Origin of the sequence: Spiroplasma endosymbiont of 'Nebria riversi', assembly GCF_018831625.1 — a bacterium.
In the GTDB taxonomy this organism is placed as follows: domain Bacteria; phylum Bacillota_I; class Bacilli_A; order Mycoplasmatales; family Nriv7; genus Nriv7.
Window position 1 is genome coordinate 289,164 of sequence record NZ_CP065193.1, and the last position, 20,927, is coordinate 310,090.

Consider the following 20,927-nt stretch of genomic DNA (forward strand, 5'->3'; position numbering starts at 1 on the left):
TATTCCCACCTTAACAAACTAATTATTAACTAGTTTGTGGATATTTTTTTCGTAAATGAAATAACAATGATACAATATCGGCGGGATTAACTCCCGAAATTCGTGAAGCTTGAGCGACCGTTAGCGGTTGCACTAACTTTAATTTTTCTTTGGCTTCAATAGCAATATTAGCAACAAAATCATAGTTAATATCTTGCGGAATTTGTTTTTTTTCTAATTTAATTTTTCGCGTAATTTGCTTTTGATGACGAATTAAATAACCACTAAATTTATTTTTAATTTCACAATTAGTTTTTTGATTTTGATTTAATAAATTAATACTAGTGATATAAGGTACTAAGAAATTCAATGATATTTCTGGTCGTTTTAGTAAATCTCACGCACTAATACCAGCAGTTAACAATGAGAAATTACTTTCTTGTAATGCCTTTTGAATTGTTGAATTAGGTGTAAATCGTGTTACTCTTAATTCATTTTCAACAATATTTTGTAATTGACATTGCTTTTGATATTCATCTCACTCTACCCTACTTACTAAACCAATATCATAAGCATATTGTTTTAAACGATCTTCAGCATTATCATTTCTTAAAAAAATCCGATGTTCAGCTCGTGAAGTTAATAACCGATAAGGTTCCGATACTCCTTTAGTAACTAAGTCATCAATTAAAACGCCAATATACGCTTCATCTCTTCTTAAAATAAATGGTGCCTTATTCACTAATTGACAATGAACATTAATCGCTGCCATTAATCCTTGACAAGCAGCTTCTTCATAACCACTAGTACCATTAATTTGTCCAGCACTAAATAAATTTTTAATTATTTTGGTTTCTAAGGTCGGTTTTAGTTGTAAAGGATCAATAGCATCATATTCAATGGCATAAGCTCATTTAAGAACTTGAACATTTTCTAATCCCGGCAAAGTTCTTAACATCCGATCTTGAATATCAATCGGCATTGATGTAGAAAACCCTTGAACATAAATTGTTTCTAAAGCAACTGATTCTGGTTCTAAAAAAATTTGATGTCGTGATTTATCAACAAATCTAACAACCTTATCTTCAATACTTGGGCAATATCTTGGTCCAACACTAGTGGGGATAGCGCGATACATTGCTGATGCCTTTAAATTTTCATTAATAATTTGATGGGTATTTTCATTAGTATAAATAAGTCAACAAGGAACTTGTTTTTTTAAAGGAACAAACTCCTTTGTAGAAAAAGAAAATGCTAATGGTAAATCAGTTCCTAATTCTAATTGCATTTTACTGTAATCAATACTATCTTTATGAACTCGTGGTGGTGTTCCGGTTTTTAAGCGTATAACTTTAAATCCTAATTGTGATAATTGTTTTGATATTCCATAAGAACCTTTTTGTCCATCAGGACCTTCCTGTTTAACACTATACCCTTGTAAAACTTTAGCTTCCATATAAGTACCTGTTGTTAAAATAACTTTTTTAGCTTTAATTATTGTGCCGTCATTTAATATAATACCCTTAACAGTATGATTTTCTATTAATAACTCATTTACTATTGCTGATAGTACCGTTAAATTATCTTGTTGCCTAATGACATCATACATATATTTACTATATGCAATCTTATCCGATTGCGTTCTTAATGCTCACACTGCTGGTCCGCGTGAACTATTTAATAGTTTCATTTGTAATGCTGTTTTATCCGCAGCTTTAGCCATTTCACCACCTAAAGCATCAATTTCTCTAACAACAATTCCCTTAGCTGGACCACCAATTGATGGATTACAAGGCATACTCGCAATCTTTGTCGGATCAAGAGTAACCATCAGTGTCTTATGTTTCAACCGTGCACAAGCTAAAGCTGCTTCCGCCCCAGCGTGTCCCCCGCCAATAACAATTACATCATATGCCATTTAAATCACCTACTTTAATACCTTTTAATTTATTTCCCTTAAATTATATCTTATTTGTCTCCCAAATAAAAACAAGACTTTTTTACAGGTCGCGTTTAGTTTTCTTAGGTATTGTTTTGAATAAGTAAAACAATCAGCTAATTATATTATTTAATTACTAAACTAACCCTGCCTTTCTTGTTATTGTCATTTTTATTCTTTTTCATTTTATCATATTATTGAATTTTTACACAACAAAAATTATTAATTTTATTAAATTTTAACTAATATTTTTACTTACTTAAATTTATTATATTTATTTGTTACAGCATTACCTTTATAATTAATTCAACTATCATCATTTTTATTATTATATTTAATTCATAATGAATTTTTATATATTTCTTTTCTGATTTCTATTTCTGAATTAATATTTTAATTAATGTAATGTAGTACATTTAATTTGTTTAAATTTGCTATTCTTAGATGTAATAGGTTATTTAAATTCTTATGATTATATATTTTTGCCCCATATCCTAATTGTTGTTTTACTAAATGAGATACATCACTTTCAATGATACAACCGATATTTCATTCTAAATTTTAATGATGAATGCCATGCTTATTATTACTGAAATATTACTCGCTTTCCTTAAATTTTTTTTAATATATTTATTTAATTCATTTTTAGCAACATTACGAATGTTTTTGATTAATTCTTGATGATTGCCATCCTTATATAATTTAATTCAACTATTTAGTGTTACTTTGCGATTTTCAAAAATAATATTAAATGCAGTTTGTTTTAATTTTTTAATAGCATGATAACCATCTAAAATATATCTAACATTACCAAAACTATTGGCAATTTCTCTAATTCAAGTATCACCATCACCACAAACAATTATTCTGTCGTAATTAATATTTACATAATGTTTTTGTAATTCCTTAATTAATAAATCACGATAATCCATTGTATTTATTCGTTTACCAACTTTTAACATTAGAAAATGACCTCGTTTGTTTTCTAATTCTCTACGAGCATTTTTATAATTTTTTTCTTTATGTCCGGTATGAAAAGTAACCAAACGAATTCTCTGGTCTTGTTTAACTTTCTGATCTAATGTCGCTAAAAATGTCTCATCTAGTTGAATATATAAATCCTTATTTTTAACATCAATTCTAGTTTTAGTTTCTTTTTCTGCGAGTTGAAAATATTCAGCAATATCGTATTTATTTAAAATACTTGAAATACTAGCTTTTGAAATATAACAATGATTTAGAGCATCTAAAACATCACGATAGCGCTTACCATCACCTAAAAGACTTAAAACTTTAAATTGGACATCAAAATAAATGCGTTGTTTAGGTAAAATACCAATTTCTTTATCTAATAAACATACATATTCAAATTTACCTGATTTTTGATTTCAATATTTATATCGGCGTCGTTTAAAAGTAACATCACCAAAAATTGTAATAATTGTTCTTGATGCAAAACGAACTACTTTATAATCTTGTTTTAACCTATAATGATATTTATATAAGTATTCATCTAATTTTTCATATTCATTAGCTAATTGTTCACATTTATTAGTGTACATATTTTTATGGGTTGTAAATAAACTAAATCAATGCTTGTTTTCTAAGGTTTTTACATTATTATTAATTTCTAACATAAAAAATCGCCTTTCTAGATAGTAATTTTAACAAAGTTAAATTTCGTTAGTTTATTTTTCTGTTTTAATGATAATTTTTTTTCTAGAATTATTATTCAATAACCTGAAAAAATGATAAAAATTCTTATTTAATAAGTTATAATCAATTTGTATTAATTAGACTCTAAAAATTTAAGGAAAGATGTTAATTGTTCAACAAATTTATTAATTAGTAAAAATTCATAAAAAGGATTTAATAAATGAAAAAATTACTTAGTTTATTAAGTACAATAACAATAGCAAGTAGTGGAATAGCAGGAATTGTTGCCAATAGTCCTTATCCAACACAAGAACAACAAATTAAATTAGAAAACATAAATTATAAAAGACAAAAACGAAGCAATAATGAAGATAATAAAATAAATGCAACAAAAATTGTTATTAAAGCAAGAAAAACCGATCTGATCTTCTGGTATTGTTTTCAACAATAAAGTATTTTTTAGTTCATTTGATCATAATGTTTATGAATATGATCCTGCTACAGGACAACAAAAAGTTGCCATCACCACAAATAATGAAATTAAATCTTCTGGTGTAGTTTTCAACAATAAATTATATATTGGTTCAGGAGATGGCAATGTTTATGAATATAGTGAAGTTAATACTATTTAAATTCAAATTTAGGAAGAATTAGTAATAATTCTGATAATGTAATTTTAAGTAAATTAAATTATTTGAATCCAGATTTAGATATTTCACAATTAGAAATTATTATATTAACAAGACAAAAAATTCAGCTATATTAAAAATAAAAAATAATTTAAATAATAATAATAATATAAAAATACATTATTCAATTGATAATGGGCAAAATAAAATTATTAATTTAAATGAATTGATTAAAAAAGCATTATTTTTTAAATTTCGAGATGAAAATTCTAATTTAAAATTTAAGGAAACAAATTATATTGATACTAATAATTTAAATTTTTCAAATACTGAAATAACAAAACAAGAAAATTCATTTTTATGATCTAATGTTCCTAAAAATGTGTGTTCTGATAGATAAATTACCAATAAAACTCCAAATATAAAATCATTTAATGCACCTGCTTGTGAATATAACTCAAAATCAAAATTAATATTTCAAATTACAACAGGATTAACTAAAACAAAACAAGAAAATAAATTAAATGGTTGAAACATAAATTCTGATGACGAAATGAAATTAACAGATTTTACAAATATAAATAATAAAAATTATGAAATTATTAATGTATTATCAAATGAATTTGATTTATCAAACACAAATAAACAAGGACAAGAAATGATTTTAAGTATTTTTAAGGGGCCCACTGATAAATTTGAACTTAATCCCAATGAAAAATTAAAAATTACTTATCCAGTAAGAATAATTACATCTAAAGTTATATTAAATTTAAAACAAAAAATTACAGGAAACATTACTGCCAAAATAATTGATGATAACAATAGAGAACAAATAGTTATATTATCAATTACAGAAGTAATGCAAATTTTACAAAATCATGGTTTATTACCCAATGAAATTACTATAGATAAAAACAATGATAACATAACATTTAATGGGAAAGCATTTTTCTCATCAGAAAGAGAAGGGCCAGTAAGAACAAATACAGTTACTACTATAGTATAAGGTTTTATAAAAACGATATTAGCTATTTAGAACAATAACTTTAATTGAAACAAGCACAACAAGTTTAAATTTCTTGTAAAAATAAAAAAGTTGTTTAGTTGTTTTAAGGGTATTTTCATCGTAAAAAGCCACTTTTCTAGTGTAGTAAATTTTAACAGTTTTTAAATTTAATTATTAAGGATTTTCAATTTTAATTTCAAAGTTACTTGTATTTCTTAATGTATAATCTATTGTATTATCGCTATTGTCTCAAGTTTCTAACTTTGTACTTTGTACTTTGATTGTTATTTTTTTATTAATTATTCAAAGCTCATGTGGCTTTATATTAGGGCCATTCGGGTCAGTTATTTTTTGCCCATATGTAGTTATTAATTTTGTAATTTTATCTTGTTTATTGTAAAATTCTTTTGTAAATAGGAAAATAAGTTTGTTTAAATTTTTTAATTCTGGTAATTTTTTATTTAGATTGATATTGTCTTTTTGATACATGTTAATCTCTCCGACTCTATTTTTATCTATTAAAAGATGAAAATATACTTTTTCTAAGTTTTCGATTTCAAAATTATAAATTTTATCTTTTTTATTGTTATCTTCATTTTTTTGCTCTACTAGTTCATTTGCTTTTTTAGAACAGCTAACTATTGGTAATATTGTTAATGTGAAAAGAGCTATTGTATTTAAAATTTTCATTATTTTAACTCCTTTATTTTTTCAATATATATATATATTATACAAAAATTCGTAAAATCATTAGAAAAATGGCAAAACCGATTAAAAATTGAAAGGTATAGTAAAAGGCTGGCACTGTTTTAAAAACTGGAAAAATGGCAGTTGAAAAGTTAACTATTGCTTTGGCAATAATCGCTGGCGAGCGGGCGTAAAATGGTAATGATTTGTGAAGCTGTAAGCATTCATTTTAGCATTTTGATGCCAGCATTTTGAATAGCACAACCAATATCGTTAAATGTAGGTATTCATCACCCTGAATATTTGCAATTTGCTGGTGGAATTAAGTCGTCTCATTCACTGTTGTTTGAGCCATCAGGAATAAAGGTGGTGGAATTCAGGACACTAAAGTCATAAATTTTAAAATTGTAATTAGCGATATTTTTTTATGGTACAAAGGAAAAGTTAAGGTAAAAATATTAATACCATAACGAATGTCGATGTCGGCGTTAAGATAATTAATACTATTAGCAGTCTTGTTAGTTGGTAAAGTAATGAGTTTGTTATCATAAGATTTAAGGACATTAAATTCAATTTGGTAGATACTGTTATTATTTTTAATAGCATTAAAATTATCCTGGTGTGTTTTTTTATCAAAAGTAAAAAAATAACTTCTTAGTAATAATTCTGAATTACCAGTAACATTGATTAATTATTTTTTGGGATAAAAAGTAATTAACGAGCGATAAAAGAAACCGATTTGAATAAAGTAATCTTTGTTGTAATTATCTACTCCCTTAAAATCAATTTCGGTATAAGTTTTTTCGTCCATATCAAAAGTCGCATAAAATAAACTAGCAAAGAAATTGCCAAGAATTTCATAGATTTCATCAAAAACATTTTTGTAATCGTTATTGTTAATACTAGAAATGTTGTTTTTAAAATAAAAGTAAATGTCATTTCGTAAATCGGGGTCATATCTCAAAAAACTAAACTTAACATTAAGATAATTTAAGGTTACAAAAAGGTACTTAATTAGGTAATGGTCGTTAGCATTTGCAGTATCATATTTTCAGATTTCCTTTTCATCGTGTAATAATTGTAAATAATTATTACCTGCAATTAAAGTTTTATTAAAAGCTTTAATTTTTAAAACATTTTCATTTATTTTATCTTCACTAGCAGAAATTTTGTGATGAAAATATCTTTCGCTTTTAAAACCATGATTTTTAATCGTAAATTCTTTGTAATAACCTTTTTCTAGGGTGTCAACAAAATTAAATATTGGTGTTCAATAGAGATAAGAGTAATTAAATTTATCAAAATCACCACGATGAATCATTAAATAGTCAAGATTATCAATAACATCGTTATATTTATGATTACCGTCAAAGCTAATAGTTGCTGTTGGTAATTCAATGTCGGTACTATCTCTTTCAATTTCAATTTCAAAATTACTTGTATTTCTTAATGTATAATCTATTGTATTATCGCTATTGTCTCAAGTTTCTAACTTTGTACTTTGTAATTTGATTGTTATTTTTTTATTAATTATTCAAAGTTCATGTGGCTTTATATTAGGGCCGTTAGGGTCAGTTGTTTTTTTGCCCATATGTAGTTTATTAATTTTGTAATTTTATCTTGTTTATCTTGATTATTGTAAAATTCTTTTGTAAATAGGAAAATAAGTTTGTTTAAATTTTTTAATTCTGGTAATTTTTTATTTAGATTGATATTGTCTTTTTGATACATGTTAATCTCTCCGACTCTATTTTTATCTCTTAAAAGATGAAAATATACTTTTTTTAAGGTTTTTGATTTCAAAATTATAAATTTTATCATTTTGTCTTTTAGTTCTAATTAGTTGTGTTGTTGTTTCATCATTATTAATGTTTGGGGGAATAGTAAAAATGTTATTGAAACTAATAGTTAGCACGGTAAATATTTTCATAAACATTTTTATCACTCCTTTTTAAAATATTTTATTTTTCATTGTTCTTTTTTCTTTAATTTTTTTAATAAGTCACTTAATACCACAATTTATAATTACAGCTATTGTAATGCATATATCTAAATATCCTAGTATCATAAGGGAAATTAATGCTTAAAATTTTTCATATAATAATTTCAAATCATTAATTTCCAATTTTAAAAATGGAATGAAAAAGATAATAATCATAAAAATGTAAGGCAAAATTCTCCATTAATATTTTTTTAAAGAATTAATTAGTTTGTTTGATTTCGTTTTTCAAGGCTCTTTTTGCTTTAATTTTTTGAATAATAAAGCGGATTAATTTTTCAAATTTAAGTGCAAAATATATTGTTCCGCCTCATCAAAAAACAAATATTCCTGCCAGCATAATACCACTATTGAACTTGCCAAAGAAATTAACCATCTCTTCGTTCATAAAATCATTAAATTCTTTACTTGTTCCAGTTATTCATTTAGTACCGATTGCTGTTAATGCACAAATTAATAAGCTTATAAAGATGAAAATGATACTTAATAATATTTTTAACCACTGCTTTTTAAAAGAATTTTTAATTTTTAATTTTAATGGCAGTTTTTCTTTTGAATTATCTTTTTTAAATAATTTTCCTAAAAGTTTTTTCATTTTAACTCTCCTTTCATATTTTTTATCGTCCTTTAATCACAATAAATAAAGCAATAAGTACACAAGTGACACCAAGAATGGTAAAGATTGGATGTTGAGAAAATGTTCGGGCCATTGGTTTAAATAGTTCTAAAATTGTTAAATTGCTAGTAATAAACTTTTGGAAATTGGCAAGCCCTTCGCTAATATAGTTTGTTAAAGTTTCAAAATGACTACCAGCTAATAATCCAAGAACAGTTATTAAGATAAAAATAATAATTAATTTAAACATTTTTAGTTACCTTGTTTTGTTTTTATTGGTTTTATTTGTTTTTTAGCTTTTCCTCATGCGCTTAAACGACCCTTATTTTTAACGGCATATTGGCGTTGTTTTTCTAAATTAACTTGTTGACTACCAAATCCAAGAATAATTACCATAAGAAATTCTACGGCAAGCGTTAAGAATAAAGGAGATATTAATTGAATATTCTTTCCTGGTACTTCAAGACTTCAAATTAAATCAAAAACCTTATAAAGCGTTTGAGCCAGAAAGTCGGCCATTTTTGCAAGATTTTCCATTTTTTATTATTCCTTTTCTTTCATTTTTCTTAAAAATTTGCTAAATTTATCCATTTTTAAGTATTCTAAGTCTTCTAAATCAATTGCTGTGTCATTATAGTATTTGTCTTCATAGTCAGGATTTACTTTTGAATTTAAGTAATCTCTTAAAAATGCTAGGTAAAAAGAATTATAAGTATTAAGTATTGGTAGAGGGATTTTTAGTTTAAAAAAATAGATGTCAAGTTCAGGAATATCACGGTATTTAATGCGACGACCCTTTTTACTATTTTTAGCATCAATTAAGGTGTTTCGTCAGCGTTCATATTCTTCAATGCTCGTAAAGGTACCATAAATGACTTTTAAGTAAGGGCGAGAAATATTAACTGGTTTTTTACGAATTCCCACAATCACATTATTGGCAATGTCAAGAACTTTAACTCAAATATGTTTATCTCTTTGACCGCTAGCCAGCACAATATGACCGAAATGCCGTGCCAGAGCGAAATATTCTTGAATACCGGTTTCTTCGTTTTTGGTATTATTTTTTTCTCAATCAGTTCCTTCTAAAAATAAGTTGTTTTCATCTCATAACAGTAAGGTTTTGTCTGGCAATATCGGATAATCAAAATCTAATAATCCCATATGTCCTAAACTTAATTTTTGGGTTTCTAGTAATGGAAAGGTTGAGGCGATATGATATTTCTTCTTTTTTAGTAATTTTGATGCGTATACTAGAAAGGCAGTTTTTCCAGTTCCTAATGAACCAATCACAATATTTAACGGTGAATTTTTTAAGAAATTAATAACTTTGTTAATTTGTGTTAAATTACCGATTTTTAAAAGGAAAATTAAAATACAACCTGCTAAAAATAAATAGCTCACAATGTTTTTAAAATAACCGTTGTAAATGTATCAAATTGCTCCTCAATGTCATAAAATTAAAAATGAGGTGCGATTTAATTCAATAAAATGGTTATTTTTTTCTATTATTCATTTACAAAATTTCATCTTGCACCTCACTTTATTTTTTTAGCGTGCCGCTCCAAGTAATTTTTCAAACATTTTAAAGCAAATAAAGAATATTGCCAAAATAAATGGAAAAATAAAGATTCAGTAGTCAGCAAAGAAGTTACCGACTTGTGGCATATTAACAGCAATAATATCTCACATTTTAGTAAACGCTGTCATAATTGCATTTCATAATTTAGTCATCGCATCACTAGCTGTTATTTTTTCTGCTGTTGCTGGTGCATCGGCCAAGAAAGTTCCAATCATATAATCACCTCCTTTCTCTTTAAAACATTCATCATTTATATTCAAAGTTTTTCTTAAATTTGTTAAAACCACGGTTAACCTTAACACGATTGTATTTTTTCCTAATTAATTTTGAATTTCTTTGGGAATGCATCACAATGTAACTTCTTGACATTACTTTTGCCTCTATCTAAATACTGATATGGTTTTCCAAAATAGCATTAGAATAAATCACACCATAATCGCTGTTAAGAATCAAAAAGAAATGTTTGCTATTAAAAGTCAAAGTGGTGCTTCGATTAATTTAATTTCTTTACCACCAGTAATGTGGGCCGGAATAGTTGTAATTTGAATAAATAAATCTCAGAAAGTTTGTTTAATTTGTTCTCAATCAAATTCTTTTAAGTTTATTGTCATTTTTTATCTCCCAAAAATCATTTTTATTGGTAAATACATAATTGAAATTAGCGCGAAAAGAAAAGTAATGATAATAATTAATCCAGCAATAAACGCAACTTGTGCAGGCATTTTTTCTACTGGAACAAACAGTTTTAAGAATTCCATAATAATTTCTCAAAACATTATTTTTTATTCTCGTTATTTTCTTTTTAATTAGGAGCTTTAACTCATTCTTCAAAGCGAGCAATAAATACTTTTTCGTCTTTTGTAAAATTACCAGTATTATTTTTAATGGCATTTTTATATTTAATTCTAATTTTTATTTTGGCATAAATTTTATAAGCAAAATATGCCAATAGCATTATGCAAATGATAATAAATATTATTCCAATCGCAATATTCATTTTTAAACTCCTTTAAAATAGTTATAATTTGTATCTTTTTTGTTGTTTTCTTTTTCGACAATGAAAAAACCTAATAATTCTTGTCCCTTAATTAATTTGGTTTCTTTTTCTTTTTGATTAATCGAAATTACTTGATATTTACTATCTTTTATTATTCCGATGCAAATTGAATTTTCGTATTTTCCTTTATAAACAAATCGCTTTGGAAACCAAATACCGATTTGTTCATTAAATCACGGAATTTTTGGTGCTTTAATAAGCATTGCGTTTTGTGTTTCTTTTAAAAGATATTTTTTAGTATTTAAGAAAATGTTTTCAATGTTTTTCATAATAAATTACCTTTCTTATGAATAAACTAAGTTATATTAACTAAGTTAGTTAACTTAGTTTTTTAAACACTTATATATCGCAGATTTAAGTGTTTAACAAGCTTTGTTAGTAAATTTTGTTTTTTTATTAGATAAAGATTTTAACAATTTTAAACTTAACATACCCCTATATATAGAAATTTCTACACTTTAACATCCGCGCCCTACCCTTGGAACTAATTTAATAGCGTGTATATTTTTAGGAAATCCACCCATTCATTTTTTTATTGCAAAACGAAACAAATTGCTATAGCTAATAGGATGTTATCTATTAACTGGTAAACTTCTTTTGGTTATGGCAACCACCCACAATTTATCGTGCTTTAATACATACCAACATTATTAACTCACTTGTATTTAATTTTCAAAAAACAAATTTTAACATCTTATAAAATAAAAAGACAATCACTGCTGACTGTCTTAATACTTATTCAAATCTTTTCCCATCTAACAAAACTTTATGCGTCCTTTTTACAAGTCTTGTTTTAAATTTATATTTTTGGTATGGTAACCCTTTTTTGGACACTTTTTATGTAGACTGTTGTTTTCTAAATTCAACAGGCGTTAAATAATTTAGGCTGCCGTGAATTCGAATGTTGTTATATCAATTAACAAAATCAAATAATTCGTATTTTAATTATGTTAAATTTTCAAATTTTTTACCCTAAATAAATTCTGTTTTAAAGGTTTTGTAAGTTGTTTCAGCAACAGCGTTATCATAAAGACACCCCTTATTGCTTAATGATCTTTTAATTTTAAAAGTGCTTAAAATTTCATCAATAATTTTATTTTATTTGAAAGTCCACATAAATATGGTCCAACTTATTGTAACCTATCCAAATTCGGAATTTCAAAATCAGCCGTATACTTCAGTGAATTGAAAATTTTAATAATTTTGGGTCATTTAAAGTGCAAGATAATCGCGCTGTCGAAGAAAATGAATTAATTTAATTGCGAAAAGAAAACCAACAATTACGAATGGAAAATGACATTTTAAAGCAAACAACACTGATAATTGGCAAAAAACAGGAATTATTAACAATAATAAAGAAAAATATTCCGTGCTAAAAATGTGTCAAATATTAAAAATAGCAAAATCAACATATTATTATCAAACTAATAATTGTGTTAAGTATGATGTTAATAATTATGAAGAAGAAGTTATAAGTGCATTTAATAAAAGTCGTAAAATTTATGGTGCTCGTAAAATTAAATCTGTTTTAATGAGAAAAGATATTATCTTATCACGTCGAAAAATCAGATTCCTTATGATCAAAAATAATTTGGTTTCTAAATACACCAAATTAAAATATCGTAATCATAAAACAATGGTTAATAATGACCTAATTAGTAATGTTTTAAATCGTCAATTTAATAACAAAAAACCTAATAAAGTTGTTATTAGTGATTTAACATATGTGCATGTTGGAGGAAAATGACATTATATTTCTTTATTAATTGACTTGTTTAATCGATAAATAATTGGCTATAGTGCCGAACCAAACAAAACCGCTGAACTAGTTCAACAAGCTTTTCATAAAATAACACGACCATTAAATAAAATAACTTTATTTCATACTGATCGTGGTAATGAGTTCAAAAATAAAATCATTGATGAAATTTTAAGCACTTTTAATATTAAAAGATCATTGAGTACGAAGGGTTGTCCTTATGACAATGCTGTGGCTGAAACAACTTACAAAACTTTTAAAACGGGATTTATCAAGGGTAAAAAATTTGAAAATTTAACACAATTAAAATGCGAATTATTTGATTTTGTTAATTGATACAATAATCTTAGAATACATGGCAGTTTAAATTATTTAACGCCTGTTGAATTTAGAAAATGACAGTCTACATAAAAAGTGTCCAAAAAAGGGTTGCCATACCATTTTATGAAAAAGTCAAACAACAAGCAGAATTAATAAAAAAACAAAAACGTTTAAATGAAATTGATCAAAAATTTAGAGCACGAGGTATTAAATGCCCTAAATGTGAATCTTACCATTGCGTTAAAAATGGACATAATTCAGAAGGAAAAAAAATATTTATGTAAAAATTGCCGCGCAAGTTTTGACGCTTTTCGTAATCATTTTATTTATTGAAGTTATTTAAATTATGAACAATGAAATTTATTGATTCAAATTTCATTGCTGGGACAATCTAGTAAAACAATTTCTCGTTTTATTAAAACTACATTAAAAACTGCTTGATATAATCGTCAAAAATTAATGAAATCAAAACAATTAGAAAATACCCAATTAAAATTTAAAAAATTATCTGGTAAAATCCAAATCGATGAAACATTTATTAAAGAAATTAATAAAGGAAATTTCAAACATAAAAATGATCCACGAAGAATTCACCTTGACCCATTCGCAACTAATACTAAATGCTGTATTCAAATGGCAGTTGATAATAATAACAATATTTATGTTAAATCCACAAACACCAAACGTTTACAAAAACAATGAGTTATTGAAAATATGAACAAAGAATTAATTAACCAAAATTCAATTATTACTTCTGATATGCAAAAATTATATTTTTTAGTAGCAAAACAAACAGATTCTACTTTATGTGTAACTAAAAAAACAATTAATGCTGAAGCTAGTTATCGTAACTTAAATAAAATCAGTAAATTACAATCTAGTCTTAAAGAAGACTTAATTCATTATCATGGTTTAGGTTTTACTAATATTCAAAATTATTTAAATCTCTGAAAATGAAAATACCAACATAAGGGTTTAACTCCAAACCAACAAACAGCGGTATTATATTTTAATGTATAAAAAATTAAAGTAAAAATAGTAATTTTACATAAAAGCCTTTTAAAATTATCAAGTTGATGATTTTTTTTATTTTATCAAGAGTTTTCGACAAAATTAAAATAATTTTTAATAAACTCTTGTTATAATGTTAATATAATTAGGTAAAATATTTGGGAATCTTAAAAAAGGGAGTTAAAATTTATGGCTAAAGTAATTGCAATTGCTAATCAAAAAGGTGGTGTTGGCAAAACGACAACATCAATAAATCTTGCTGCTGGTTTGGGCAGATATGGGCAAAAAGTTTTGCTGATTGATTTAGATCCACAAGGAAATAGCACAACAGGAATTGGTGCTGATAAAAGTAAAATTGAAAGGTGTATGTTTGATGTTTTAGTTAATGATATTGCTCTTAGTGAAATTATTCAAAAAAATGTTTGTCAAAATGTTGATTTAGCGCCAGCAACATTATCATTAGCAAGTGCTGATTTACATTTATTAGAACAATCTAAGGATAAGCACAATATTTTGTTGGATAAGTTAAAAGGTATTCTTAATAATTATCATTATATTATTATTGATTGTCCACCATCATTAGGATTATTAAATCGTAATGCGTTAAGTGCGTCTAATACGGTAATTATTCCGATTCAAGCTGAATATTATGCTTTAGAAGGATTAACGCAATTGTTAACTTCAATTAGATTTGTTCAACAAAGAAGTAATAAAAATTTAACTATTGAAGGTATTTTATTAACAATGTTTGATACTAGAACAAAGTTATCGTATGAAGTAATGCAAGAAGCACAAAAGTATTTTAAAGAGAAAGTATATAAAACTTATATTCCGCGAAATATTAAAATATCGGAAGCACCATCAAATGGGGATGATATTTTTAGTTATGCCGAAAATTCATCGGGGGCAATTGCTTATATGGAACTAGTTAAGGAGGTATTGCTAAATAATGGCGCAGAACAAGGAATTAATAACTAAAAGAAGATTATCGTTTAAAGGATTAGATAAGATTTTTGGTGAAGAAATTAATGATTTAATTAGTGAGATTGAAACTAATGATGAAATTAAGCAAAATGCGGTTGAAATTTCATTAAATGAAATTCGTAGTAATCCTTATCAACCACGAATTTTTTTTGATGATGCTGAGATTACACAATTAGGACAATCAATTGTTAAGCATGGTCTTATTCAACCAATTATTGTTAAGAAATCAATTAATGGTTATGAAGTTGTTGCGGGAGAAAGAAGAATGCGGGCTTGTAAAAAGGTCGGATTAACTCATATTCCAGCAATTACGATTAATTTATCTGATAAACAAATGATGGAAATTGCTTTAATTGAAAATATTCAACGAGTTGATTTAAATACCATTGAAGAGGCACAAGCATATCGTGATTTAATGAATAAATTAAACTTAACGCAAGGTGAAGTGGCAATGCAAGTCGGAAAGTCACGGTCACATATTGCTAATATTATGCGAATTTTAAATTTACCGCAAAAAATCCAAGATTATGTTTTAAATGGTCAATTAACGATGGGGCAGGTGAAGCCATTATTAGCTTTACAAGACGATATGGAATTAGTTTCTCGTTTAAGTGAACGCATTTTTAAAGAAAATTTAACATCTAGAAAGGTCGAAGATATTGTTCGGGCGTATCAATTACAAATTGGTAAGAAAGATAAAAATGAACAAAAATTTGGTGTTTTGTCAAAGTGAGAATATGCACCTGTCGCTGAAAAAATGATTATAATTTTAGGAACTAAGGTTGTCATTGATGATAATCGTATTATCATTAAGTTTTCTAATGATAAAGATTTGAATCGCATTTTGGAAGTTCTTAAAATTATTTAAATTATTAAATAATTTTCTGTAAAATAAATCAGATTTTAAATTTTTCTAAATAATAGAAAAATTGTTTTAATTTTGTCGAAAACTCTTGATAAAATAAAAAAAATCATCAACTTGATAATTTTAAAAGGCTTTTATGTAAAATTAATATTTTTACTTTAATTTTTTATACATTAAAATATAATACCGCTGTTTGTTGGTTTGGAGTTAAACCCTTATATTGGTATTTTCATTTTCAGAGATTTAAATAATTTTGAATATTAGTAAAACCTAAACCATGATAATGAATTAAGGCTTCTTTAAGACTAGATTGTAATTTACTGATTTTATTTAAGTTACGATAACTAGCTTCAGGATTAATTGTTGTTTTAGTTACACACAAAGTAGAATTTGTTTGTTTTGCTACTAAAAAATATAATTTTTGCATATCAGAAGTAATAATTGAATTTTGGTTAATTAATTCTTTGTTCATATTTTCAATAACTCATTGTTTTTGTAAACGTTTGGTGTTTGTGGATTTAACATAAATATTGTTATTATTATCAACTGCCATTTGAATATAGCATTTAGTATTAGTTGCGAATGGGTCAAGGTGAATTCTTCGTGGATCAGTTTTATGTTTGAAATTTCCTTTATGAATTTCTTTAATAAATGTTTCATCGATTTGGATTTTACCAGATAATTTTTTAAATTTTAATTGGGTATTTTCTAATTGTTTTGATTTCATTAATTTTTGACGATTATATCAAGCAGTTTTTAATGTAGTTTTAATAAAACGAGAAATTGTTTTACTAGATTGCCCCAACAATAAAATTTGAATCAATAAATTTCATTGTTCATAATTTAAATGACTTCAATAAATAAAATGATTACGAAAAGCGTCAAAACTTGCACGGCAATTTTTACATAAATATTTTTGTTTTCCTTCTGAATTATGTCCATTTTTAACGCAATGGTAAGATTCGCATTTAGGGCATTTAATACCTTGTGCTCTAAATTTTTGATCAATTTCATTTAAGTTTGGATAGGTTACAATAAGTTGGACCATATTTATTTGGACTTTCAAATAAAATAAAATTATTAAGAAAGTGTAGGAAGATAAAAATGGGGAAAAACTCATATTCAAATGAATTTAAAAAACAAATTGTCATGCTTTATCAAAACGGAAAAAGCATTGTTGAAATTATTAAAGAATACGGAGTTTCAAAATCAGCCGTATATTCAGTGAATTGAAAATTTTAATAATTTTGGGTCATTTAAAGTGCAAGATAATCGCACTATCGAAGAAAATGAATTAATTTACTTGCAAAAAGAAAACCAACAATTACGAATGGTAAATGACATTTTAAAGCAAGCAGCACCGATAATTGGCAAAAAATAGGAATTATCAACAATAATAAAGAAAAATATTCCGTGCTAAAAATGTGTCAAATATTAAAAATAGCAGAATCAACATATTATTATCAAACTAATAATTGTGTTAAGTATGATGTTAATAATTATGAAGAAGAAGTTATCAGTGCATTTAATAAAAGTCGTAAAATTTATGGTGCTCGTAAAATTAAAGCTGTTTTAATGAGAAAAGATATTATCTTATCACGTCGAAAAATCAGATTCCTTATGATCAAAAATAATTTGGTTTCTAAATACACCAAATTAAAATATCGTAATCATAAAACAATGGTTAATAACGACCAGATTAGTAATGTTTTAAATCGTCAATTTAATAACAAAAAACCTAATGAAGTTGTTGTTAGTGATTTAACATATGTGCAAGTTGAAGGAAAATGACATTATATTTGTTTATTAATTGACTTGTTTAATCGAGAAATAATTGGCTATAGTGTCGAACCAAACAAAACCGCTGAACTAGTTCAACAAGCTTTTCATAAAATAACATGACCATTAAATAAAATAACTTTATTTTATACTGATCGTGGTAATGAGTTCAAAAATAAAATCATTGATGAAATTTTAATAACCTTTAATATTAAAAGATCATTGAGTGCGAAGGGTTGTCCTTATGACAATGCTGTTGCTGAAACAACTTACAAAACTTTTAAAACGGAATTTATCAAGGGTAAAAAATTTGAAAATTTAACACAATTAAAATGCGAATTATTTGATTTTGTTAATTGATACAATAATCTTAGAATACATGGCAGTTTAAATTATTTAACGCCTGTTGAATTTAGAAAATGACAGTCTACATAAAAAGTGTCCAAAAAAGGGTTGCCATACCAATTTATCCTTTAACTGGATTATGATAAATAAAAAAAGAACGCCTTTAAAGGCGTTCTTTTAATACATCAATATTCTTTTTTAAATTAAGCTTTATTTAAACTACCAAACTCTGCTAATAATTGTTTCGCTTTATTCTCAACAGCAACAGTTCCCGGATTTAATAATTTTCGCGGATCATAACCTTTACCCACTTGATCTTTTTCAGCAATAATATACTGTCGGGTTGCTTGTTGAAATTCTAATTGTAATTCCGTATTAACATTAATTTTACTAATTCCTAAACTAATCGCTTGTTTAATTTGTTCCATATCAATTCCCGAACCACCGTGTAATACTAGTGGTAAAGAAATATTTTCAGAAATATTTTTTAACAAATCTAATTTTAAACCGTACCAATTTTTAGGATATGGACCATGAATATTGTTAATTCCGGCAGCTAAAAAATCAACCGCCAAGTTTTTCATTGCTTGACATTCATCAAGGGTTGCTAATTCCCCCGTACCAATAACACCATCTTCTTCACCACCAATAGTTCCAACTTCAGCCTCAACAGCAACATTTTTACGATGAGCGTAATCTACTACTTGGGCAGTTAATTTTAAATTTTCAGCAAGAGGATAATGACTACCATCAAACATTACTGAAGAAAAACCAGCATCAATCGCCGCAATACAAGATTCAACAGTTTGACCGTGGTCTAAATGTAATGCTACGGGGACATTCACCTTAATGAAATCCATTAGATTAGTAACTAATCCATAAACCGTTTTAACTCCCCCCATATATTTAATTGCCCCTTCGGATACTCCTAAAATTACTGGACTATTAGTTTCTTGTACTGCTTTTAAAATTGCTTTAATTCATTCTAAATTATTAATATTAAAATGCGCAATTGCATAATTTTCTTTTCTCGCTTTTTGCAACATTGCTGTTGGATTAACTAATTTTATCATTTCTATCCTCCAAGATTAAAATTTGTTAATATGCTTTAATTACTGCTTCAATAAATCCAATAAATAATGGATTTGGTTTGCTCGTTCGGGAAGTAAATTCAGGATGAAATTGACTACCAATAAAAAACGGATGGTTCTTTAATTCAATAATTTCCACTAAAGATTGTTCTTTATACATACCACTAAAAATAATTCCTTTTTCTTTAAATAAATCCAAATAATCATTATTTACTTCGTAACGATGCCGATGGCGTTCTTGGATAACCTTTTTCTTGTATAATTTCGAAACATGCGTTTTATCTTCAATAGTAATATCATAATTTCCTAGTCGCAATGTACCACCAATATGATCAGTTGAGTTTTTTCCTCTAATTAAATGTAATATCGGATTTTTACATTCAGGAAAAAATTCCTCAGAATGAGCATCTGGTAATTTACAAACATCTTGGGCAAATTCAATTAATGCCGTTTGCATGCCTAAACAAATGCCAAAATAAGGAATATGATGTCTTCTAGCATACTTAGCAGCTAATATTTTTCCTTCAATGCCCCGATAACCAAACCCGCCAGGTACAATAATACCTTTACAATGTTTAAAGATATCTTCATAATTATTTTCATCAATATCATTGGCACTAATTCATTGCACTTTAACTTCAACACCTTTTTCATAACCAGCTAACTTTAATGACTCTAAAACTGATAAATACGCATCCGGTAATTCAATATACTTACCAACTAAATAAATTGTAATAACTTTATTTTTAGCATCACTAGCTTTTTGTAAAAACAATTTTAATTTTTTTAAATTATTATGTTTAATTTTTAAATGTAGCAACAGGGCAAGCGTTGTTAAAATATCTTGTTCATAAAGAACAATTGGTACTTTATAAATATTATCCATATCATAAGCATTAAAAACAGCATTACGATTAACATTACAAAATAAAGAAATTTTATCAATTAATTGTGCTGATAATTCTTGTTCACTACGGGCAAGAACAATATCTGGTTGAATTCCTAATGACAATAATTCTTTAACTGAATGTTGAACTGGCTTTGTTTTAAATTCACCACTAGCAGCAATAAATGGTACTAAAGCAACATGAATAAATAACACATTTTCTTTCCCTTTTTCCATTCTTATTTGCCGAATCGTTTCAATAAATGGTAATGACTCAATATCACCAACTGTGCCCCCGATTTCACCAATAATAATATCGGCTTTACTAACAGTTGATGCTAAATAAATCTTATTCTTAATAATATCTGTTAAATGCGGTACTACTTGAACTGTTTTACCTTCATAATCACCATTCCGCTCTTTTTCAATTACTTCTAAATATGCTTTACCAGCAGTAATTGATGAATAGCAAGTCAAATTTTCATCAATAAAGCGTTCATAATGACCTAAATCTAAATCAGTCTCACTACCATCAGCAGTAACAAAAACCTCACCATGCTCATAGGGGTTCATTGTTCCTGGATCAACATTAATATATGGATCAAATTTTTGCATAAAAACCTTTAATCCACTATCTTTTAAAATATGACCAATTGAAGCGCCAGCAATTCCCTTACCTAAACTGGAAACTACACCACCCGTAATAAAAATATATTTTATCATTATAATTCACCTTCTT

Annotated in this window: 26 protein-coding genes and 2 pseudogenes; 11 read left to right on the forward strand and 17 right to left on the reverse strand. The window is 26.4% G+C overall.

Features of this window, described 5'->3' with window-relative positions:
* Positions 1-25: 25 nt before the first annotated feature.
* Together mnmG and I5Q57_RS01990 are read right to left on the reverse strand one after the other, a co-directional pair.
* On the reverse strand, positions 26-1,897 hold the full coding sequence (gene mnmG, locus I5Q57_RS01985) for a tRNA uridine-5-carboxymethylaminomethyl(34) synthesis enzyme MnmG (protein ID WP_215826569.1): 1,872 nt from the start codon (positions 1,895-1,897) through the stop codon (positions 26-28).
* Positions 1,898-2,472: 575 nt separating this feature from the next.
* A complete protein-coding gene (locus I5Q57_RS01990; protein WP_215826570.1) occupies positions 2,473-3,555 on the reverse strand; it encodes an Mbov_0401 family ICE element transposase-like protein in 1,083 nt (360 codons plus the stop codon).
* Positions 3,556-3,794: 239 nt separating this feature from the next.
* Between I5Q57_RS01990 and I5Q57_RS01995 the strand changes: the two genes are divergently transcribed.
* From I5Q57_RS01995 to I5Q57_RS02010, 4 genes are all read left to right on the forward strand, one after another.
* Entirely contained in the window at positions 3,795-4,025 is a 231-nt protein-coding gene (locus tag I5Q57_RS01995) for a hypothetical protein (protein WP_215826571.1), read from the forward strand.
* Positions 3,958-4,206 (forward strand): PQQ-like beta-propeller repeat protein, encoded by a 249-nt coding sequence (locus I5Q57_RS02000; protein ID WP_215826572.1) that lies wholly within the window; start codon positions 3,958-3,960, stop codon positions 4,204-4,206. The genes I5Q57_RS01995 and I5Q57_RS02000 overlap by 68 nt, the downstream gene beginning before the upstream one ends.
* Positions 4,207-4,429: 223 nt before the next feature.
* A complete protein-coding gene (locus I5Q57_RS02005) occupies positions 4,430-4,603 on the forward strand; it encodes a hypothetical protein (RefSeq protein ID WP_215826573.1) in 174 nt (57 codons plus the stop codon).
* 153 nt (positions 4,604-4,756) lie between these two features.
* Positions 4,757-5,209: a hypothetical protein gene (locus I5Q57_RS02010; RefSeq protein WP_215826574.1), complete on the forward strand. Its 453-nt coding sequence runs from the start codon at positions 4,757-4,759 to the stop codon at positions 5,207-5,209.
* A 174-nt stretch (positions 5,210-5,383) separates the two neighbouring features.
* Here I5Q57_RS02010 and I5Q57_RS02015 read toward each other — a convergent pair whose 3' ends face one another.
* The 12 genes and pseudogenes from I5Q57_RS02015 to I5Q57_RS09285 all read right to left on the reverse strand — a co-directional run.
* Positions 5,384-5,899 carry a hypothetical protein gene (locus I5Q57_RS02015; RefSeq protein ID WP_215826575.1) on the reverse strand — a complete coding sequence of 172 codons (516 nt, stop codon included), beginning with the start codon at positions 5,897-5,899 and terminating at the stop codon, positions 5,384-5,386.
* A gap of 688 nt (positions 5,900-6,587) precedes the next feature.
* A complete protein-coding gene (locus I5Q57_RS02020; protein WP_215826576.1) occupies positions 6,588-7,487 on the reverse strand; it encodes a hypothetical protein in 900 nt (299 codons plus the stop codon).
* Between the two features lie 162 nt (positions 7,488-7,649).
* Positions 7,650-7,832 carry a hypothetical protein gene (locus I5Q57_RS02025; RefSeq protein WP_215826577.1) on the reverse strand — a complete coding sequence of 61 codons (183 nt, stop codon included), beginning with the start codon at positions 7,830-7,832 and terminating at the stop codon, positions 7,650-7,652.
* A 265-nt stretch (positions 7,833-8,097) separates the two neighbouring features.
* Positions 8,098-8,490: a hypothetical protein gene (locus tag I5Q57_RS02030; RefSeq protein ID WP_215826578.1), complete on the reverse strand. Its 393-nt coding sequence runs from the start codon at positions 8,488-8,490 to the stop codon at positions 8,098-8,100.
* Between the two features lie 22 nt (positions 8,491-8,512).
* Complete coding sequence (locus tag I5Q57_RS02035) at positions 8,513-8,761, reverse strand: hypothetical protein (protein ID WP_215826579.1); 249 nt, start codon at positions 8,759-8,761, stop codon at positions 8,513-8,515.
* Positions 8,762-8,763: 2 nt separating this feature from the next.
* A complete protein-coding gene (locus tag I5Q57_RS02040) occupies positions 8,764-9,048 on the reverse strand; it encodes a hypothetical protein (RefSeq protein ID WP_215826580.1) in 285 nt (94 codons plus the stop codon).
* A gap of 6 nt (positions 9,049-9,054) precedes the next feature.
* Positions 9,055-10,038 carry a hypothetical protein gene (locus I5Q57_RS02045; protein WP_215826581.1) on the reverse strand — a complete coding sequence of 328 codons (984 nt, stop codon included), beginning with the start codon at positions 10,036-10,038 and terminating at the stop codon, positions 9,055-9,057.
* A gap of 21 nt (positions 10,039-10,059) precedes the next feature.
* A complete protein-coding gene (locus I5Q57_RS02050; RefSeq protein ID WP_215826582.1) occupies positions 10,060-10,305 on the reverse strand; it encodes a hypothetical protein in 246 nt (81 codons plus the stop codon).
* Positions 10,306-10,470: 165 nt separating this feature from the next.
* Positions 10,471-10,701, reverse strand: a complete 231-nt coding sequence (locus tag I5Q57_RS02055; protein ID WP_215826583.1) for a hypothetical protein — start codon at positions 10,699-10,701, stop codon at positions 10,471-10,473.
* Positions 10,702-10,892: 191 nt separating this feature from the next.
* A complete protein-coding gene (locus I5Q57_RS02060) occupies positions 10,893-11,087 on the reverse strand; it encodes a hypothetical protein (RefSeq protein ID WP_215826584.1) in 195 nt (64 codons plus the stop codon).
* Positions 11,088-11,089: 2 nt separating this feature from the next.
* On the reverse strand, positions 11,090-11,416 hold the full coding sequence (locus tag I5Q57_RS02065) for a hypothetical protein (protein ID WP_215826585.1): 327 nt from the start codon (positions 11,414-11,416) through the stop codon (positions 11,090-11,092).
* A gap of 568 nt (positions 11,417-11,984) precedes the next feature.
* Positions 11,985-12,245, reverse strand: a pseudogene (locus I5Q57_RS09285) (IS3 family transposase); the annotation flags it as partial.
* A gap of 280 nt (positions 12,246-12,525) precedes the next feature.
* Between I5Q57_RS09285 and I5Q57_RS02070 the strand changes: the two are divergent.
* The 6 genes from I5Q57_RS02070 (at position 12,526) to I5Q57_RS02095 (ending at position 16,090) form a co-directional block, all read left to right on the forward strand.
* Entirely contained in the window at positions 12,526-12,933 is a 408-nt protein-coding gene (locus tag I5Q57_RS02070; RefSeq protein ID WP_215826586.1) for an IS3 family transposase, read from the forward strand.
* Between the two features lie 171 nt (positions 12,934-13,104).
* The gene (locus I5Q57_RS09290) at positions 13,105-13,317 is read left to right on the forward strand and encodes an IS3 family transposase (protein ID WP_246534712.1); all 213 of its coding nucleotides are present in this window, start codon (positions 13,105-13,107) and stop codon (positions 13,315-13,317) included.
* Positions 13,302-13,511 carry a hypothetical protein gene (locus tag I5Q57_RS02080; RefSeq protein ID WP_215826587.1) on the forward strand — a complete coding sequence of 70 codons (210 nt, stop codon included), beginning with the start codon at positions 13,302-13,304 and terminating at the stop codon, positions 13,509-13,511. The genes I5Q57_RS09290 and I5Q57_RS02080 overlap by 16 nt, the downstream gene beginning before the upstream one ends.
* Positions 13,474-14,247, forward strand: coding sequence for a transposase (locus I5Q57_RS02085; protein WP_215826588.1), 774 nt, complete (start codon positions 13,474-13,476; stop codon positions 14,245-14,247). The genes I5Q57_RS02080 and I5Q57_RS02085 overlap by 38 nt, the downstream gene beginning before the upstream one ends.
* A gap of 180 nt (positions 14,248-14,427) precedes the next feature.
* Positions 14,428-15,216: a ParA family protein gene (locus I5Q57_RS02090; RefSeq protein WP_215826589.1), complete on the forward strand. Its 789-nt coding sequence runs from the start codon at positions 14,428-14,430 to the stop codon at positions 15,214-15,216.
* Entirely contained in the window at positions 15,188-16,090 is a 903-nt protein-coding gene (locus I5Q57_RS02095) for a ParB/RepB/Spo0J family partition protein (RefSeq protein ID WP_215826590.1), read from the forward strand. The genes I5Q57_RS02090 and I5Q57_RS02095 overlap by 29 nt, the downstream gene beginning before the upstream one ends.
* Before the next feature lie 163 nt (positions 16,091-16,253).
* Here I5Q57_RS02095 and I5Q57_RS02100 read toward each other — a convergent pair whose 3' ends face one another.
* Positions 16,254-17,135, reverse strand: a complete 882-nt coding sequence (locus tag I5Q57_RS02100) for an IS1/IS1595 family N-terminal zinc-binding domain-containing protein (protein WP_215826591.1) — start codon at positions 17,133-17,135, stop codon at positions 16,254-16,256.
* Between the two features lie 56 nt (positions 17,136-17,191).
* Between I5Q57_RS02100 and I5Q57_RS02105 the strand changes: the two are divergent.
* Positions 17,192-18,301: pseudogene (locus tag I5Q57_RS02105) on the forward strand (IS3 family transposase).
* A 113-nt stretch (positions 18,302-18,414) separates the two neighbouring features.
* On the opposite strand, the gene fba reads toward I5Q57_RS02105, so the two are convergent.
* Positions 18,415-19,284 carry a class II fructose-1,6-bisphosphate aldolase gene (gene fba, locus I5Q57_RS02110; RefSeq protein ID WP_215826592.1) on the reverse strand — a complete coding sequence of 290 codons (870 nt, stop codon included), beginning with the start codon at positions 19,282-19,284 and terminating at the stop codon, positions 18,415-18,417.
* A gap of 25 nt (positions 19,285-19,309) precedes the next feature.
* Positions 19,310-20,911, reverse strand: a complete 1,602-nt coding sequence (gene pyrG / locus I5Q57_RS02115) for a CTP synthase (RefSeq protein WP_215826593.1) — start codon at positions 20,909-20,911, stop codon at positions 19,310-19,312.
* Positions 20,912-20,927 lie beyond the last annotated feature (16 nt).